The organism is Niveispirillum sp. (assembly GCF_017996735.1).
Taxonomy (GTDB): domain Bacteria; phylum Pseudomonadota; class Alphaproteobacteria; order Azospirillales; family Azospirillaceae; genus Niveispirillum.
In genome coordinates, this window is record NZ_JAGOGJ010000045.1 from 1 (window position 1) to 16,339 (window position 16,339).

Below are 16,339 nucleotides of genomic sequence, written 5' to 3' on the forward strand. Positions count from 1 at the left end.
GTCGGTGCCCGATGCCGACAGGGTCCCGCTGTTGGACAGCGTGCCCAGCGTGCCGCTGGACGCCACATAGACGCCATAGGTCACACCCGTGATCGTCGCCGTATTGCCCACCGACGTCTGGCTGTCGCCAATATAATAATTGCCGACCTGCATCACCAGATTGGTGCCGCTGGTCATGCCGGAAACCGCCAGACCCGTGATGCCGCCGCTGCTGGCCAGGCTGACACCGGTATAATTGGAACCCACACCACCCGAAACCAGCGTGCTGCCCGCCGAACCGTACAGATAGGTCGAGGTGCTGGACAGGCCCCCTCCCGACACGGTGCCACCGGTGATGCTGGCCGCCTGGGTGACCACCAACTGGCCGCTATTGCCCAAATTCAGGCTGCCGCTGGTCTGCGTGAAATTGCCAGCCACATTGACGATGGTCGACAGGGTGATATTGGCACCCAGATTGCTGATCGTCACGATGCTGGCGGCGACGCCCACAGCCTTGATATTGTCATGCAGCAGCAGGTCACCCGACGCAAAGACCAGATTGCTGCTGACCCCGAACGTGCCCAGGGTCGTGCCGCTGTAACCGGTCAGCGTGCCGATCGTGCCGCCGCTGCCGCCGATGATCGTGTCGACCCGGCCGCCATCCTTGTTGATATTGCCTTTGATGATGCCGCTATTGATGATGGTTCCGAACGTGCCGGCCACGGCATTACTGCTGCCCGTCAGGGTGCCGCTGTTATTGATCAGCGTGATCACGCCATTATTCTGGATGGCGTTGCCGCCACCATTGATGACGCCGCTGTTGGTCAGCGTACCGATGGTGCTGGAATTCAGGATGGCCCAGCTTGAATTGGTAATTGTACCGCTGTTGCTCAACTGGCCGATGCTGCCCTGGTTCCACAGGGCCGTGAAATTGTCATTGGTAATGCGGCCGGAATTCGCCAGCGTGTCAATGGTACCACGGTTGTTGACGCCGAACTGTGCGCCGCCCAGGGTACCGCTGTTGGTCACCGTGCCGACACGGCCCGTCGTGGCCACATAAAGGCCCGTGTTGGCACTGGTCAGGCTCGCGCTGTTGTTCAACGTAGTCAGCGTGCCGCCGACATAATGATTATTCACGTTCAGCAACAGCTTGTTGCCGACCGTGCTGGTGCTGCGATCCAGGGCCGTGATGCTGTTGATCGACACTGTGGCGCCGGTCATGTTCAGGCTGGACCCGCTGACCAGCGTATAGGCGCCCGCCAGGTAATTGCCTGTGCTGACAAAGGTGGACATCACCGTGCCGCCGGTAATGCCGGCCGCACCGCTGGCGATCACGCCGCCCTGTGTGGGATCGACAATCAAAGTGCCGCTGGTCTGGTTGAAACCGCCAGTAACATTGACGATGCTGTCCAGACGCAGCGATGCGCCGATATTGGACACCGAATGGCCGGTAACATTGATATCGTCATTCAGCAGCAGGTTACCGCCGGCGAACACCACGTTGGACAGCGTGTTGATGATGCTGCCCCGGTTGGTCACTGTGGCACCGGTCAGCGTGCCGATGGTGGCGCCGGTGCCGCCGCTGATGGTCAGGGCGTTGGTGCTGAGATTGACGATCTTGCCAGCAATCAGCCCACTATTGGTGATGGCACCCACGGTGGCGCCGGACGCGGCGTACAGGACGGTGGGGCCGCTGAGAGTGCCGCTGTTGTTGAGGCTGCCCAGGATACCGCTAAGATAGATACCCCTGCTGCTGGCGGTGATGGTGCCGCTGTTATTGATGAAGCCGACGGTGCCGCCATTGATGGAAAGACCCTGCGCACCCAGGATCCGCCCTGTATTGTTCAAGGTGCCGAGAGTGCCCTGGTTGTAGATGCCGCCGGTGGCGGCACTGATCAGCCCGCTGTTGGTGATCTGGCCAATCGATGAAACATTCTGGTTCAGGCCGATGCCGCTGCTGGCACCGCTGATGATGGTACCGGTATTGACGATGGTGGCAATGGTACCGGCATTGGCGATACCGCCAGCCGCCCCCGCCCCTGCCACGGCCACAATCCGGCCCTGGTTGGTGATGGTGCCGACCTGGGCGCCGAAATTCAAATAGATGCCGCGCGTCGTGCCCGACAGGGTGCCCGTATTGCTGAGGGTACCCACCGACCCGGTGGCGGCAATATAGACAGCGGTCTTCGCGCCGCTGATAGTGCCGGTATTGCTGAGGCTGGTCAGCGTGCTGCCGATATAATCATTGCGGACGGTGGTGATCAGATCATTACCGCTGACACTGCTCAGGGCCGACTGGCCGGTGACAGTGTTGGTGACCAGACTCAGTCCGGTATAATTAGACCCCGTGGCTCCGGCGATGATCGTATAGTCGCCGACGAGATAATTACTGATCGAGCTGAGGCCTGACACGACCGTGCCGCCAGTCAGGCTGACGGGACGGTTGACCACAAGCTGGCCGGCACCCGGAACAAGATGGATCGTGCCCGCCGTCTGGGTCAGCGTGCCGGTGATGCTGAGCGAATTGGTGATGCTCAGCGATGCGCCGGCGTTGGTGACGGTGTTGGTGCCGACATTGATATGATCGTTCAGATAGATCTTACCGGCGCTGAACATCAGACCGGCATTGGCGCTGGTGATGGTGCCGACGCTGCCCAGGGTGCCGGTGAAAGTTCCGATGGTGCTCAGCGTGCCGCCGGAGATGGTGGGCGTGATGGTGCCGGAATTCAGAACATTGCCGATGATCTGTCCGGAATTGGAGATCGAATTGATGCCACCGACACCCGTGATGGTCACGGCATTGATCGTGCCATGGATGGTGCCGGTCCGGGTATTGATCAGGGTACCAATGGTGCCCTGGCTGTAAACGGCGCGGTCGCCATAGATCAGGCCGCTATTGGTGAAAGTCCGGATCTGCGCTTCATTGTCCCAGGTAAAGGACGAATAGGTCAGCGTGCCGGTGTTGGTAAAGGCACCGATCGTGCTCTGATTGACCAGCCGGCCGTTGATCAGGCCGCTGTTGGACATGGTGCCCAGCGAGCCAGCATTCCACAGCGCATAGGTGGAAGCGGTGACGGTGCCGCTGTTGATGAGGGCCGCTACGCTGCCGGCCTGGATGAACAAGGCACGGCCATTGGCCGCCGTGTCGGTGATCTGGCCGTTGTTCAGCAGCGTACCCAGTTGCGACCCGGCCGTGCCCGTGATGGTGACGGCATAGGCGTTGGTGGTATTGATGGTGCCGCTGTTGGTGATGGTCAGATTGCTGTTGGGGTTCGCCGTCCCGCTCCACACCGTGCCTGTGGTGATAGAACTGCTGATGGTGATGTCAGCGGCGTGCGATGGCAGAACGACAACCAGATGAGCGGCAAGTATCGCCGGAGAGGCGCCCGCCATCAGCATCTGGCGGAGCTTCTTCTGTCCGAATGTTACCTGCACTTTGCGCCCCATTCATATCCATGGCGAACATCGCCATACCTCAAACGACACTATAGGCGGCTCTCCATTTGGGAACACACCTTAAAAGACAAAGTTTCTGAAATAAGAAATTATATTTCTACGAATAAGAAACCATATCTCCACGAATTGGTTGGAATCGAAAGGGATTAGGTAAAAAATCTGAAAAACAGGAATAAAAGCTGTTTTTCATAAAAATTTGCGGCCAAACGGGATTTGGACACAACGGGCAGCAAACTCCCTCCATGACTCTATGAAATACAATATTTTATTTTCTAAAACGCCAATTATTTAGGATCAGGCCAACTGCGATTGTTACGAATCGGGGCACAGTGCCCGATTTACAGCCGAATGACGAACCGATCAGGCGCCAGACCGGACGGGGCAGACCACGTATCGGGCATATGGCCACCTCCCCCCTCTTCCCATGGCGGTGCCGACCGCATTCCTTGATACCATCGACACCGGATGGGGAAGCCAATTGCCGTGCTTGCAATTAACGTAATAGTTACGTTATAATATAACTATCCCTATCGCCAACACCCGGCCCAGCCCGCGTCGAGTACGCAAGAGGACCCAGCCCATGCCCCCCCCGCCTTCCCGTCACTGTCCTGTCCGGCTTCCTGGGCGCCGGCAAGACCACCTTGTTGAACCATGTGCTGAACAACCGTGAGGGCCGCCGCGTCGCCGTCATCGTGAATGACATGAGCGAGGTGAATATCGACGCCGATCTGATCCGTGCCGGCGGCAGCGACCTGTCACGCACGGATGAGAAGCTGGTCGAGATGAGCGATGGCTGCATCTGCTGCACCCTGCGCGACGATCTGTTGCAGGAGGTGCGGCGGCTGGCGGCGGCCGGGCGGTTCGATTACCTGCTGATCGAAAGCACCGGCATCGCCGAGCCCCTGCCCATCGCCGCCACCTTCGATTTCCGCGATGAGGAGGGGCAAAGCCTGTCGGATGTGGCGCGGTTGGATACGATGGTGACCGTTGTCGATGCCGTGAACCTGCTGCGCGACTATGCCTCCACCGATTTCCTGCGGGATCGCGGGGAATCCCTGGGCGATGATGATAACCGGACCCTGGTCGACCTGCTGGTGGATCAGATCGAGTTTGCCGATGTCATCCTGCTGAACAAGCTGGACACCGCCACGCCGGAACAGGCGGATACCGCGCGCAAGATCATCCGGTCGCTAAATCCCGGTGCCGACCTGATCGAAACCGCACAAAGCCGTGTCGATCTCAACCGGGTACTGGATACCGGCCGCTTTGACTATGAAAAGGCACAGGAACACCCGCTCTGGTTCAAAGAATTGCACGGGTTCAAGGACCACAAGCCGGAAACGGAGGAATATGGCGTCTCCTCCTTCGTCTATCGCACCCGCCGGCCCTTCCATCCGGCCAAACTGCTGCAGTTTTTTCAGGAGGAATGGCCCGGCGTAATCCGTGCCAAGGGGCATTTCTGGCTGGCCACCCGTCCTGACTGGGTGGGCGAAGTCAGTCAGGCGGGCTCCCTGGTCCGGCATGAGGCCCTGGGTTTCTGGTGGGCCAGCGTCCCGAAGAACCGCTGGCCCGACAGTGATGAATACCGGCAGATGATCCAGCAGAACTGGCACCCGGTCTATGGCGACCGGCGCCAGGAACTGGTCTTCATTGGCACCGGCATGGACGAGGCGGCGATCCGCCGTCGCCTGGACAGCGCCTTGGTCGGCGATATCAACGCCCGCGACATGCCGGTCAATGCCTGGAAGCGCCTGCCCGATCCATTTCCCAAATGGAAAAGGCAAGGGGAAGCGTAAGGTGGCGATCACCATAAGCAGCCCGCTGGTCCGTAGCCCCGACATGGCCGTTCTGTCCAAAATCCTGAACCCGGATGTCAGCCTTGCCGTCTGGGACCGTTCACGACCCCACACGCTGCTGGATGGGATGGCGGGCCTGTGCCCTGCGCATCTGCCGCAGGGACGGGTCCTGGTCTGGTTACCGGATGCGCCGTCCGCCCTGTCCGGCATTCTGGCTGAAACGCCGATCGCTGCCACGGCATTGGGCCGGGCGTTGCGTGACGATATATTGATGCTGGTCAGGCGCTTCGCCGTCATCGCCGATACCGACATCGTCGATATCCGGCTCGACCGGCTGCGGCATGACGCCTGCTGGAAGTTCCACCGCGATCAGGTGCGGTTGCGCCTGCTGGCGACATATCGCGGGCCGGCAACGCAGATCGTGCCGCAGGTCCAGGCGGAGGAGGCATTGCGCGACCAGCAGCTCTATCACGGGCCGCTGGAGGAGTTTCCCGACGGGGCCGTCGCGCTGTTCAAGGGCACGCAGGCGGGACCGGTGGGGGGCGTGGTCCACCGCTCCCCGCCCATCGCCGGGACGGGCACCGTCCGGTCCCTGCTTTGCCTGAACCTGCCGTCGGATACCTCACCCCGGCTGTGGGAACCGTGACCCGGTCAGTGGCACCAGAGCGTGCCATCCACACCGGGGTGACAGCATTGGACCGAATTGGCCATGGCGGCGGCACGGGCACGGTAAAGGTCCAAGGCCCGCTGCCGCATGTCCCGCGTGTCGGTTTCAGCGGGTCCGCCGGTGACGGGCGCTTCGGGCGGGGCCTGCTGTTTCAGCTTTGCCTCCGCCTCCTTCTGGCGGGCCAACGCCTCTTCATACGCGGCAGGCCCACAATCCTGATTCTGATACAGCTTGCCGCAGCTTTCCTGCGCCAGGGCCGGACCGGGAACCAGAAGCAACAGCGCCGCCACCAGCAGCGCCTCAGGATTTCGGGACGACACGGGCGTTCTCCAGATGGAAATAGATGCCATTCACATCCTCGGCCGACAGGCGCAGGGTGCCTTCCAGCGTCACCTGATCCAGCGTGGCCGTCACCGGCTGCGTCGCGCTGACCTGGATCAGGTCGGCCGGGCCCGGCGGCGGGCAGAAGGGACAAGTGGGCGCCAGGGAGGACAGCAGAAAGGACCGGCTGGCCTCCCCCGTATCCAGCGGCAGGAAGAAGCCGGCCACGGTGATGGGCTGGCCATCCAGCGCCCTGACCCCCGGTCCAAAGACCGCGACAAGCCGGTCCACATCCTTGATCCGCTTTTCCGTCTCCTGCGTATCGGCCAGCTTGTCCCAGCCCAGGGTGGCGCGGGGCACGGCACGCGGGTCGTGCGGCACGGCCTGTGAGGCCAGGGCCGGGTCCTGTACCTGCTTGAAAGCCAGGGCTGGTAACGCACCCGCAAGCATGGCCCCAAGCAAGATGATCTTGACGGTCTTCATCCCCTTACCCCCTCGCCAAAAGCCGGGTGACATCCGCACGGTAAGCCCGGATGGCGGGCAAGGCGGCGGCCAGCAGGGCCACCAGCATGGAGAGCGCCAACAACCACGCCTCCCCCATCACGAACTGCCCCGCCGACAATCCCAGATCGCGGGCGCGAGCGGAAAAACCGGACAGGGCTGCCACGCCGCCATGGGCCAGGGCAATGCCCAGTAAGGTCCCGCCCAGCGCCACCAGCATCGCCTCCATCAGGATCTGTCCCATGATCCTGCCCCGGTGCGCGCCCAGCGCCCGCATCACCGCCAGATCATATTGGCGTTCCTGCAAGGCATTGGCCAAGGCCACGAAGGTGGACAGGCCCGCCGCCAGCACCAGAACCAGACCCAACAACCGCATGGCATCCAGCCCCACACCCATCAGGGCACGCAGGCGCAGCATCTCTGCCGCCGGGCTGGCCGCCTGCATACTGGTCTGGCTGTTGATCTCTCGCGGCAAGCGGGCGGCGGCCAGCGGCGTGGCATAGCGAACCAGGATCGCCGTCACCTCCCGGTCATGGCCATCGGCGTCGCCAGCGGTTTCACGATCGTGGTCGTGGTCATGGTCGTGGTCAGGTTCCTCGGCCTTATCATCGTCATGATGGTGATGATGTTGGTCATGCACCGCCCAGACGCTGGCCACGGGTGTGAGGACCAGACGGTCCAGCACCGTGCCCGTGCGCGCCAGGATGCCGACAACGCGGTAGGGCATGTCGGCATGGGTCTCTCCCCCCGCTGTCAGGCCATGGCTGCCGACAAGGGCACTGTCCAGACCAAGACCGGATGAAGCGGCGACCTCGGCCCCCAACACGGCTTCCATCGGACCTTCAAACATCCGGCCCGTGACCAGCCACCCGCCAAAAAGATCGATATAGGCGGTTTCCGTGCCCAGGATGCGGTAGCTGCCGAAACTGTCCCCCATGGCGACGGGAACGGCCTGTCTGACCATCTTGTTGCGGCGGAGTTCCTCCACGGCGGCCAGCGGCACATTGCCTGTGGGCACATCCACCTGCAGCAGGGCCGACAGGACCAGTTGCAGGGGGCTGCCCTTGGCCCCCACCACCATGTCGATACCCACCACATCGCGCGACAGCCGGTTTTCCAGCCCCCGTTCCAGCAACAGCAGAAAGGCGATCAAGGCCACGCCCAGCGCCAGCAGCAGCAGGTTCAACCCCGTGGTCAGCGGCCGGCGGCGCAGATAGGCAAGACTCAGTCCCAGCATGTTCATGCCGCCCGCTCCATCGGCTTGGACAGTTCCAGCAACACCGGCAACCGGGACATCAGCCGCCGGTCATGGGTAGCCACCAGCAGGGTGGCCCCACTCAACGCCGCCTGCTCCAGAAGCAGGTCGATAACGGCCTGGCAATTGGCATCGTCCAGGGCACTGGTCGGCTCGTCGGCCAGCAGAAGGGCGGGCTGGTTGGCCAGCGCACGGGCCACGGCCACCCGCTGCCGCTCGCCTTGTGACAGGTCGGACGGCGACGCATCCGCACGGTCGCCCAGCCCGACACGCGTCAGCAGTTGCCTCAGCCCCTTTTCATCCGGCGGCTTGCCGGCCAGCCGCCGGGCGAGACGCAGATTGTCGGCAACGCTAACGGCATGGATCAGGTGCAGTTGCTGAAAGATGATCCCCACATGATCGGCACGCAAACGGTCACGCCCCGCATCGCCAATGGCGCGCAGATCATGCCCCAGAAGCGACAGGCGGCCCTGGCTCGGCACCAGCAGGCCCGCCAGCGCGTGCAGCAACGTTGTTTTGCCACTGCCGCTGGGTCCCAACAGAAGACCGTGCCGGCCCGGCGGCAGGGTCAATCGTTCCACGAACAGAATGGAACGCCCACCGGCATGGTGGACCACTTTATCCAGGTCAATCAGATTGGAATCGCGCATGGCAGGTCACGTGTCCGGCAAGAGAATGCATACGATATATCATTACATTCATCGAAACAGCACGTACCGAACAGTGAATTCCCTGTCATGCGGACGGATACCGTGCCGACGGGCGCAGCGGCATGACAAGCCTTATCTGGCCCGATAGGGATCGGTCCGGGGAAGACCGGCCCGTCGGCGCAAGGCCCGGCTGGTGATGAAGTCACGCAAGGCGCGGGGAACGGCATCCCGGCGCGTCCAACGAATGGTCAACCGGGCCTGGCGGCATTCCCAGGCCAGTTCCCGGCCATTCTCATACCGGTGCTGTTCATACTCGGTCATGGCATCCAGAGCGGCATAATCGAACGGCTTGCCAGACATGGCCTCTACAAAACCGGTATGAAAGGCCTGATGACAAACAGCGTGACGGGCTGACCGCCAGGAACATGCACCGTGGATCATATCGTTCGTGGACATCTGTCAGACAGGAGTAATTATGTGATGTTATAACGTTATTATTAAAGTGACCCCGGATCAAGAGGGACGGATCGGTCGCGCCCAGCCCGGACAGCATAGGAGAGAGACCATCAACGGGTCAGAGCGTTATCGGCTCGGCGCTCATAGCCGAATTTGGTCATGCCGTGCGGCCTTCGCCCAACCACCCCGCCGCCAGCGCCCCGAACGCCGCCGGGTCCTCCAGCATCGGGTAATGCCCCACCCCCGCCAACACCCGCAGTTCTGCCGCCGGCAGCGCCGCGATCCAGGTGGTGCGGACCAGATCGGCGGTGATGGCCAGATCCTGCTCGCCGACCAGCACGGCAACGGGCACATCCAGCCCCGCGACACGGTCGGCGAAATCATCGCCGGACCAGCTTTCGAAATAGGCGGCGAAGGCGTCTTCGCGTGACTGGGCAAAGGAACCGGCCACCAGTTCACGATACAGATCGGGCGACAGAAGGTCAGACGTGGAATGGCGGATGATGCCTTCCCGCGCGCCGGCATCGCCCGCCGCCGCACGGAACAGCGCCCGTGTTGCCGCGTCGAACGGGGCAGCACCCGCCCAAACGGGTGTGACGGCCAGCAGCCGTTCCACCCGCGCCGGTGCCGCCACCGCCACGCGCAGCGCCGCCTTGCCGCCCATCGAATGGCCGATCAGGCTGAACCTTTCCCAGCCCAGCCGGTCGGCAAGATCCAGCGCATCGGCGGCGATGGTGGCAATGTCGAACGGCCCGCCCTGGTCACGGGACAGGCCATATCCGCGCTGATCCATCAGCGCAAGGGTCCAGGTTTCGGGGTCGAAGGCCGGCAGTGCCGGCCCATAGACCCCATGGTCGCCGAACCAGCCATGCAGCAGCAGCGCATGGCGGGGTCCGCGACCATGGAGACGATGGCCGATCATGGGCGATGATACCTTTCGATCTTCTGGTCGATGGCGCCGAACAGCGACCGTCCGTCGGACCCGAACATTTCCATCCGCACCCGGTCGCCAAAGCGCAGATAGGGCATGGCGGCCGCGCCATGCTTCAATTGTTCATGCGCCCGTTCCTCCGCGATGCAGCCGCTGCCACACCTTTCATGGTCGGCATTGGCCAGCGCGCCGGCCCCGATGACCGTGCCTGCGCGCAGTTCGCGCGTGCGGGCGGCATGGGCGATCAACTGGGCGTAATTGAACGTCGCGTCATGACCGGGTTCCAGTTCGCCCAGGCGTTTTCCATTCACCTCCACCAGATACCGGCCCGACAGCAACCGTCCGTCCCAGGCGGCGCCCAGTTCGTCCGGGGTGACGGCGACCGGCGCCATGCTGGAGATGCACTTGCCCTGCAAAAAGCCGAAGCCGCGCGTCAGTTCCGGTGGGATCACACCGCGCAGGGAATAATCGTTCAACAGGGTGATCAGCCGCACGTAACGCGGCGCCTCCTCCGCGCTGACGCCCATCGGCACGTCACCGGTGATGATCACCACTTCGGCCTCCAGGTCGATGCCCAGCCCTTCATCCTCCGTCAGGCGCAGCGGTGCCGCCGGCCCCAGCATCGGATCGGACACACCCTGATACATCAGGGGCACCTGGAAAAAATCGTCGGGCACCTTGGCCCCGCGCGCCGCCCGCACCACCGACATGTGATGGTAATAGGCGCTGCCATCCAGGAACTGATAGGCGCGCGGCAATGGCGCCAGGGCGATGGTCGGGTCGAAGGGGAATTCCCGTTCCACCGGGCCGGCGGCCAGCCGATCGGACAGCACATGCAGGATCGGCCCCACACGGTCCCAGTCATCCAGGGCGGCCTGCATGGTGGCGGCGACGCCGGTGGCGCGCACCGCGCGGGTCATGTCGGGGGAGACGACGACCAGCGTACCGTCGCGCCCGCCCTCTTTCACGGTTGCCAGCTTCATTGCAGAACCTCGCGCTTGTAACCATGGGAAGACCCGAACACTTCGGCCCGGCGCGACCAGTCATGCGTGCGGCTCCACAGATCCAGCACGTCCATCGCCTCCCGTTCGAACTGTGCTTCCTGTTCCTTGGTCGCGGTGCGGGCCGTCAGTTCCAGACGGTGGCCGGACGGATCGAAGAAATAGATGGAGAGGATGAAATCATCATGATTGGTGGGGCCGATGACATCGACCCCCTTCGCCTCCAGTTCCGCCTTGGCGCGCAGCAGGGTCGGCACGTCCGCCACCTCGAAGGCGAAATGCTGGACCCAGCCGGGCGTGTTGGTGTCCTTGATGCCCGGCGGGGATTGCGGCACCTCGAAAAAGGCGATGTTGGAACCGTCCTCCATCTCAAAGAAGATATGGATATGCGGGCTGTATTCGCCGGTGGAGGGCACATGGTCCTCCCCCATGGCATGGGTGAATTTCAGGCCCAGGACGGTGGTGTAGAACTCCACCGTCTCCTTGGCGTCCACGCAGCGAAAGGCCGCGTGGTGCAATTTCTTGCACAACATGGGGACATCTCCCTGTTTCGGGTGATCGAACCGGGCCGCCGGATGGCGGCGCCGGCGATTGACGGATGTTGAAAATCAGAACTTGGAGCGGACGCCGACGCGGAACTGCCGGCCGATAACGTCATAGAGATAGCCGTTGACGCCCGACTGGATGGTGCTGGAGGTCGACCAGTTGGGAGAGGCCGGCGGGTCCTGGTTCAGCAGGTTGTAGATCGACGCATAGATCTGCGTCTGGTCACCGATGCCGCCCAGCGTATAGGTGGCCGTCAGGTCGAAATAGGACACCGCCTTCACGCGGTTATTGTCGATATCCACACCTTCCTTGAACTCCCGGTGCAGATGGCCGGCGCCGATGAAGCGGTTGGTCAGCGTGGTGCTGAAGGAACCCGTGTCCAACGTGGCCGACGACAGCAGGCGCCAGCGCGGCACGGCCGTGGGGAAACGCTGTTCATTGGCATTGTCGCCGGCATAGTTCACCGTGATGCCATTGGCCGTGACGGAGCGTTCATCGGCATAGCTGGCGACGGAACGCAGGCTGAGCCGGCCGATATCGCCCAGATCGCCCTGCCACCCCGCCTCGAAATCGATGCCGCGTGCCCGTTCGGCGTTCAGGTTCTGCGGCAGCAGCGTGATATGGGTGATCAGGCCGGCGGCATTGCGGGTAATGAAACCGCACTGGTCGGTGGAACCGGCGGCGCAGCGGGCCAAGACGTTGGTGGCCTCCAGCGTCGTGATCGATCCCTTGATCTTGATATCGTAATAATCAGCCGACAGGGACAGACCGTCCAGCCAGGACGGGCGGTAGACAAAGCCCAGCGAACGGGTATCGGCCTTTTCCGGGGCCAGATCGCGATTGCCGGTGGTGATGGCGCGGATGGAATAGGAACTGTTGGTGACCGGATCGTCGATGGTCTGGTTCAAGGTGATGCCGGCCGCGAACTTCTCCGCCAGGTTGGCGGCGCGGATGTCACGGGACGCCACGCCACGGATGCGGAACTGATCATCCAGATCCCAGGTGGCGCCCAGCTTCCAGGTGGCGACCGACCCGCTGGTGGAATAATCGGTGAAACGCACGGCACCGTTCAGGTCGAGTTGTTCCAGGAATGGCAGGCCCTGGGCCAGCGGTACCACGGCTTCGGCAAACAGGTCCTTCACCGTGTAGCTGCCATGGGCCGGCTTGTAGTTGCCGACATAATGCGCGTCGACCAGCGACAGGCTGTCAGCCGTGGAGCGATAGCTTTCGCGGCGATATTCCGCACCGATGGCGGTGGAAACCGGGCCGGCCCAGATGGCGAACGGCTCGCCCCGCAGCGTGAAGGCGCCGACATCCTGACCGAAGCGGACATTCTGCACGGCGTTACCATTCACATAATCCAGCGCTGCCTGGGACATGTTGCCTTCGCCGAAAATATTGAACGGCGCGCAGAAATTATTGCGGTCGGTCAGGGTGGAACGGCAGACGATGCGCCCGTCCGGTCCCACCACGGCATCCACGGCCCGGTCGAAATTGGCCAGGATGGGGTTGTTGTCGAACCCGCCGAAGGAGAAATGGGTGCGGCCATGCTGGAAATAGCTGTCCCAGCTCCAGCCATTGCCGAACACGCCTTCCGCGCCGGCCACGTAACGCTGCTGCGCCCGCTTCGACCGGCCGCTGACGCCGCCCATGTCCAGGAACATGCGGCCGACATTGATGGTGGACAGGCCCAACTGCGCCATCTGCTGCTTCACGGCGGCAGGCAGATAGGCATTGTCGGCACGGATCACCTGATTGGTGATCTCGAACGCGCGGCCCACCACGTCGTTGCGCGCCTTGCCGTAACCCGCCTCCCCAAACACCGTGATATCAGGCATCAGTTCATAGGAGACGCGGCCATAAGCAGTGCCGTAGCGCAGCGGCAGGGCCAGACGGATGCGCCCGCCGACATCCTGGCTGTCACCGCCGATGGCCTGGATACCCGTCACCAGACCGGGATTGAAGGGCAGCAGTTCCACATTGGGACCGAACTGCTTGTTGTAAAGCGGGTTGGCCGTGCTGACGCCGTTCACCATAACCGTGCGTGGGCCGGTGATCAGGCCGCCCGTGGTCTGGTTCGACTTGCCCACATGGTCGGCCACCAGCCGGCGCGGCTGGCCGTTGGTGGGTGTCCAGGCGGGGTTCAGCACGGTCTTGCGGCTGGTGAACCAATCGCGGCTGTCGGGGAAGCCGGCCCCGCCTTCGGAATGGTATTCACCGCTGACGATGACATGGCCGCGCCCTTCCGCGAAGGGGGAGCCGACGGAAAGCTCTCCCTTGAAGGATTTGGCGTCACCTTCGTTGGAGATGCCATATTGCGCGCCGGTCTTCACACCCGTGAAGGTGCGGTCCAGCACATAGTTGACGACGCCGGCCACGGCGTCGGAGCCCCAGGCCGCCGAGGCACCGCCCGTGATCACATCCACCCGCTGCACCAGCGCCTGCGGCAACAGATTGGCGTCGACAGCGCCGATATCGCTGGTCGGCACCACCCGGTGACCATCCAGCAGGACCAGGGTGCGGTTGGGACCCAGTGCCCGCATGTCGAAGAAGTTCGATCCCGCCTCCGCCCCGGCACCTGAGGTGCCACGGCGCGGGGTGTTGGAGCCGACCAGGGCCGGCAACTGGTTGACGAAATCGGCGATGTTGGCGGGGGCAGCTTCCAGCAGGCGGGCCTGATCGATCACCGTTGTCGGCGTCGGCGCGTCATAGCCCTGACGGGCGACGCGGGTGCCGGTCACCACGATCTCATCCAGGGCGGCGGCCTGCTTCTCCCCCTCGTCCTGCGGATCGGCCCAGGCCGGGGCGGCGGCGCCGGAAACCAGGGCAAACAGGGCAATCCGGGAGACCCGGCAAATCAAGCCATGCCTTCCCTTGAATGATTTCTTCATGCCGCCCGAACGTTCTTTGTTATCCTGCATGCTCATTTCTATCCCTCCCGATGCTGTCGGCGCAATTCCATTGGTTTTGCGCTTCTGATTGCGGTGAACTGACACCGGGAATGTGCCACGTGACCTGGACAATCTACTTATGCCGGGGTCCGCGCCTTTGCCTGAAAGTCCGGTTTTCGATCCGGCGGCCCTCGCCTTCACGCGCGGGAGGGTTTATGTCTGAATGGACAAGAACGTCCGCGCCGAAGCGGCTGGCAATAACGGGAGGTGACCTTTGGGCGCGATGGAACCAGGCAAGGCCGTGTGGATCCTGTCCGGGCGTTTCGGCAGGGCGACCGTCAATCTGAACGACCGGGCGCTGGTCGAACATGCGCACCGGCAGATCAACATCCTGCTGAAGCTGGGCGGTGCGGATGCGCATTTCCTGGTGGATGGCAAGGAACTGGCGCTGGATGACACCTCCATGCTGCTGTTCAATTCCTGGCTGCCGCATGGGAAGCTGGCGGGGCCGCCCTGCCTGATCCTGTCGCTGTTCATCGAGCCGGACTGGCTGGGCGATGCCCTGCCCCACACGGCGGCGCGCGTGACCGAACTTTTCGCCGATGCGCAGGTGACATTGACGGAGGAGGTGCAGATCCAGGCCTCTCGCCTTGCCACGGCCATCACGGCGCAGAACCGTGCCTCGCAGGAACAGTGCGAAAGGCTGCTGCTGGATCTGGTCGATGCCATCGTGGCGCAATATGCGGGGGATGCGGCGGAACGCTCGCTGATGCCGCGCCGGCAGATGATCGATTTCCGCATCCGCAAGGCGCTGGCCTATATGCAGGCCAATTCCCTGCGCAGCCTGCAAATGGAGGAACTGGCCCGGCAGGTCGGCCTGTCGCGTTCCCGCTTCTTCGAACAGTTCCGCCGCTGCGTCGGCACCTCGCCCCAGCAATATGCCGATTATATTCGGGTGACGACGGCCACCCGGCTGCTGAGCACGACGGATTTGTCGCTGGCGGAGCTGGCGGATGAGCTGGGCTTTGCCGGCCACAGCAACTTCACCCGCTTTTTCACCCAGCATATCGGCGTGCCACCCAGCGAATTCCGCCGCCAGACGTCGGATGCGGAGATGATGGCCCTGCATTGACGGCGCAATCGGCCTTCCCCGGCACACCGGGGAAGGCCACTAACACTGTTTTGCGGTGATCAGAACCTTACGCCGCGCGAGCGGCGCGGCGGCAGTCGCCGCCGGACCAGATTGCGATAAGTTCCACTCATCGCAATTTGGTATAACAAGGTCAGCGCGTGGGCAGGGCCGCCACGGCGGCAAAGGCCGGCCGGGCGCGCAGCCCGGCATACCAGCGGGACAGGGCCGGAAGCTCCGGCCGGGCGATGGGCAGGGCCAGCCAGCGATGCGCGCTGATCCCCGCCGCGATATCCGCGATGGTGAAATCATCGCCGGCGACATGGGCCGAAGCGGCCAGCCGCGCATCCAGCAGGGTGAACTGCCCGGCGACCTGCGTTTCCGCCGCCTGTGCCGCCGGGCTGCCGGCCTGCGACCGGGTCTGCATCACGTCGCGCAGGCCGATCCCCAGCGACACCATTTGCCAGTCCAGCCACTGATCCACTACAGCGCGCGCCGCCGGCGTGGCGGGCAGCAGACCCGCCTGCGGGTGGCGGGCCGCCAGATAGCGCAGGATGGCGTTGGATTCCCACAGGATCACATCCCCGTCCTTGATGGTCGGGATGCGGCCATTGGGGTTCATGGCCCGATAGGCCGGATCGTCCAGGCCGCCGAACGGCCCGCCCAGATCGATACGGTCGAAGGACTGGCCGATTTCGGCACAGGCCCAGATGATTTTCTGGACGTTGGATGAATTGGCCCGGCCCCATAATGTCAACAT

13 protein-coding genes and 1 pseudogene are annotated in these 16,339 nt (G+C 63.2%); 3 read left to right on the forward strand and 11 right to left on the reverse strand.

Annotated features, from left to right (window positions below; translation table 11 throughout):
• Positions 1 to 3,414, reverse strand: a 3,414-nt coding sequence (locus tag KBA48_RS15400; RefSeq protein WP_292907893.1) for a hypothetical protein, incomplete at its 3' end; no start/stop codon positions are given.
• A 611-nt stretch (positions 3,415 to 4,025) separates the two neighbouring features.
• Here KBA48_RS15400 and zigA point away from each other — a divergent pair.
• Positions 4,026 to 5,231: pseudogene (gene zigA, locus KBA48_RS15405) on the forward strand (zinc metallochaperone GTPase ZigA); the annotation flags it as partial.
• 1 nt (position 5,232) lies between these two features.
• Positions 5,233 to 5,877 carry a DUF1826 domain-containing protein gene (locus KBA48_RS15410; protein ID WP_292907895.1) on the forward strand — a complete coding sequence of 215 codons (645 nt, stop codon included), beginning with the start codon at positions 5,233 to 5,235 and terminating at the stop codon, positions 5,875 to 5,877.
• A 5-nt stretch (positions 5,878 to 5,882) separates the two neighbouring features.
• Here the strand turns inward: KBA48_RS15410 and KBA48_RS15415 are convergent, their stop codons facing one another.
• From KBA48_RS15415 to KBA48_RS15455, 9 genes are all read right to left on the reverse strand, one after another.
• Positions 5,883 to 6,218 carry a hypothetical protein gene (locus KBA48_RS15415; protein ID WP_292907897.1) on the reverse strand — a complete coding sequence of 112 codons (336 nt, stop codon included), beginning with the start codon at positions 6,216 to 6,218 and terminating at the stop codon, positions 5,883 to 5,885.
• Positions 6,199 to 6,702, reverse strand: a complete 504-nt coding sequence (locus tag KBA48_RS15420) for a DUF3299 domain-containing protein (protein ID WP_292907899.1) — start codon at positions 6,700 to 6,702, stop codon at positions 6,199 to 6,201. The genes KBA48_RS15415 and KBA48_RS15420 overlap by 20 nt, the downstream gene beginning before the upstream one ends.
• A 4-nt stretch (positions 6,703 to 6,706) precedes the next feature.
• Positions 6,707 to 7,963: an FtsX-like permease family protein gene (locus KBA48_RS15425; protein ID WP_292907901.1), complete on the reverse strand. Its 1,257-nt coding sequence runs from the start codon at positions 7,961 to 7,963 to the stop codon at positions 6,707 to 6,709.
• Positions 7,960 to 8,625, reverse strand: a complete 666-nt coding sequence (locus KBA48_RS15430; RefSeq protein WP_292907903.1) for an ABC transporter ATP-binding protein — start codon at positions 8,623 to 8,625, stop codon at positions 7,960 to 7,962. Before KBA48_RS15430 ends, KBA48_RS15425 begins: the two co-directional genes overlap by 4 nt.
• A 132-nt stretch (positions 8,626 to 8,757) precedes the next feature.
• On the reverse strand, positions 8,758 to 8,985 hold the full coding sequence (locus tag KBA48_RS15435; protein WP_292907905.1) for a hypothetical protein: 228 nt from the start codon (positions 8,983 to 8,985) through the stop codon (positions 8,758 to 8,760).
• Between the two features lie 253 nt (positions 8,986 to 9,238).
• The gene (locus KBA48_RS15440) at positions 9,239 to 10,003 is read right to left on the reverse strand and encodes an alpha/beta hydrolase (protein WP_292907907.1); all 765 of its coding nucleotides are present in this window, start codon (positions 10,001 to 10,003) and stop codon (positions 9,239 to 9,241) included.
• Entirely contained in the window at positions 10,000 to 10,995 is a 996-nt protein-coding gene (locus KBA48_RS15445) for a fumarylacetoacetate hydrolase family protein (RefSeq protein ID WP_292907909.1), read from the reverse strand. Before KBA48_RS15445 ends, KBA48_RS15440 begins: the two co-directional genes overlap by 4 nt.
• On the reverse strand, positions 10,992 to 11,546 hold the full coding sequence (locus KBA48_RS15450) for a VOC family protein (protein ID WP_292907911.1): 555 nt from the start codon (positions 11,544 to 11,546) through the stop codon (positions 10,992 to 10,994). The genes KBA48_RS15445 and KBA48_RS15450 overlap by 4 nt, the downstream gene beginning before the upstream one ends.
• A gap of 75 nt (positions 11,547 to 11,621) precedes the next feature.
• Positions 11,622 to 14,486, reverse strand: coding sequence for a TonB-dependent siderophore receptor (locus KBA48_RS15455; protein WP_292907913.1), 2,865 nt, complete (start codon positions 14,484 to 14,486; stop codon positions 11,622 to 11,624).
• Between the two features lie 265 nt (positions 14,487 to 14,751).
• Here KBA48_RS15455 and KBA48_RS15460 point away from each other — a divergent pair, with 265 nt between their 5' ends.
• Positions 14,752 to 15,582: an AraC family transcriptional regulator gene (locus tag KBA48_RS15460; protein WP_292907915.1), complete on the forward strand. Its 831-nt coding sequence runs from the start codon at positions 14,752 to 14,754 to the stop codon at positions 15,580 to 15,582.
• Positions 15,583 to 15,733: 151 nt separating this feature from the next.
• Here the strand turns inward: KBA48_RS15460 and KBA48_RS15465 are convergent, their stop codons facing one another.
• On the reverse strand, positions 15,734 to 16,339 hold the full coding sequence (locus KBA48_RS15465) for a glutathione S-transferase N-terminal domain-containing protein (RefSeq protein ID WP_292907917.1): 606 nt from the start codon (positions 16,337 to 16,339) through the stop codon (positions 15,734 to 15,736).

Coding starts and splice junctions, on each gene's coding strand:
- KBA48_RS15420 (WP_292907899.1), bottom strand. CDS start 6,702: ATGAAGACCGTCAAGATCATCTTGCTTGGGGCCATGCTTGCGGGTGCG.
- KBA48_RS15425 (WP_292907901.1), bottom strand. CDS start 7,963: ATGAACATGCTGGGACTGAGTCTTGCCTATCTGCGCCGCCGGCCGCTG.
- KBA48_RS15430 (WP_292907903.1), bottom strand. CDS start 8,625: ATGCGCGATTCCAATCTGATTGACCTGGATAAAGTGGTCCACCATGCC.
- KBA48_RS15435 (WP_292907905.1), bottom strand. CDS start 8,985: ATGTCTGGCAAGCCGTTCGATTATGCCGCTCTGGATGCCATGACCGAG.
- KBA48_RS15440 (WP_292907907.1), bottom strand. CDS start 10,003: ATGATCGGCCATCGTCTCCATGGTCGCGGACCCCGCCATGCGCTGCTG.
- KBA48_RS15445 (WP_292907909.1), bottom strand. CDS start 10,995: ATGAAGCTGGCAACCGTGAAAGAGGGCGGGCGCGACGGTACGCTGGTC.
- KBA48_RS15450 (WP_292907911.1), bottom strand. CDS start 11,546: ATGTTGTGCAAGAAATTGCACCACGCGGCCTTTCGCTGCGTGGACGCC.
- KBA48_RS15455 (WP_292907913.1), bottom strand. CDS start 14,486: ATGAGCATGCAGGATAACAAAGAACGTTCGGGCGGCATGAAGAAATCA.
- KBA48_RS15465 (WP_292907917.1), bottom strand. CDS start 16,339: ATGTTGACATTATGGGGCCGGGCCAATTCATCCAACGTCCAGAAAATC.